The organism is Aeromonas sp. 604176 (assembly GCF_049170755.1).
GTDB classification, from domain to species: domain Bacteria; phylum Pseudomonadota; class Gammaproteobacteria; order Enterobacterales; family Aeromonadaceae; genus Aeromonas; species Aeromonas veronii_A.
On the sequence record NZ_JAAKNE010000275.1, the window covers coordinates 1 to 1,042 of the forward strand.

Consider the following 1,042-nt stretch of genomic DNA (forward strand, 5'->3'; position numbering starts at 1 on the left):
GTGATGTTGGAGAGGATCGACCACTGGGCCACCATGGCGACCCCCAGTACCGCGAAGAAGGAGGAGGCGAGCACCACCAGCCGGGAGAAGTCGAGCCCCCAGACCCCGGCCAGGATCAGCAGGGTGGCGCAGCCCAGCAGGAAGTGGAATACGTGCTCCACGTAGAGTACCCGGTTCTCGCTCACCTGCCGGCTCTGGCCAAGGGCCATCAGGCTCTTGTGAATGAGGCCGCGCACCAGGGTGTGCCCCAGCAACAGCAGCAGGGTCACGCCAAAAGATTCCCATGTCGTCATGTTCACTCCTTACCACCAGCGCCTGTGCTTGAGCCAGACCGCCAGTCCGGTCGCCAGCACCAGCAGGAAGCCACAGAACACCCAGAAGGCGGTCGGACTCTCGGCCCCGGGGATCCCCCCCAGGTTGATGCCGAACAGGCCGGTCAGGAAGCTGGCGGGCAGGAACAGCAGCGCCATCACCGACATCTGGTAGGCGCGGCGGTTGGTCGCCTCCGCCATCAGGTTGTTGATCTCGTCCGCCAGCACGGCGGTGCGCGCCACCCCGGCATCCAGATCGTCGAGCCAGCGCCGCAAGCGGTCGGCGATGTCGAGCAGGCGTCGCCTGTCATCTTCGTCCAGCCAGCTGATCTTCTCGTTGGCCAGGCGCGCCACCAGATCCCGCTGGGGGGAGAGGTAGCGACGGATCATGATGAGCTGCTTGCGGATGCGCGCAAGCCGACCGTTGGCGGGCAGGTCGCGCATCAGCACCATCTCCTCCAGATCCAGGATCTGGTCGTGCAGCTCCTCGACGAACTCCCCGGCCCGGTCGGTCAGGGCGTCGCATATCTCCACCAGCCAGTCGGCGGGTGTGTCGGCACCGCCCCCCAGCGACAGCTGCTCGAACACATCTTTCTCGGAGAGCAGCGGACGACGTCGGCTGCTGATGATGAGATCCGGCGTGATGAAGATCCGCAGGGCCACCATCTCTTCAGGCCTGTGATCCTTGTTGTGGTTGATGCCGCGCAGGATCAGCAGCACCGTCTCCCCCA

General features: G+C 65.3%; 1 protein-coding gene and 1 pseudogene. Both read right to left on the minus strand.

The window, feature by feature from the left end:
* A pseudogene (locus tag G5358_RS21295) lies at positions 1 to 293 on the minus strand (small-conductance mechanosensitive channel); the annotation flags it as partial.
* A 9-nt stretch (positions 294 to 302) separates the two neighbouring features.
* Positions 303 to 1,042 (minus strand): zinc transporter ZntB (gene zntB / locus G5358_RS21300; RefSeq protein WP_421324904.1); only part of this gene is annotated, 740 nt, incomplete at its 5' end.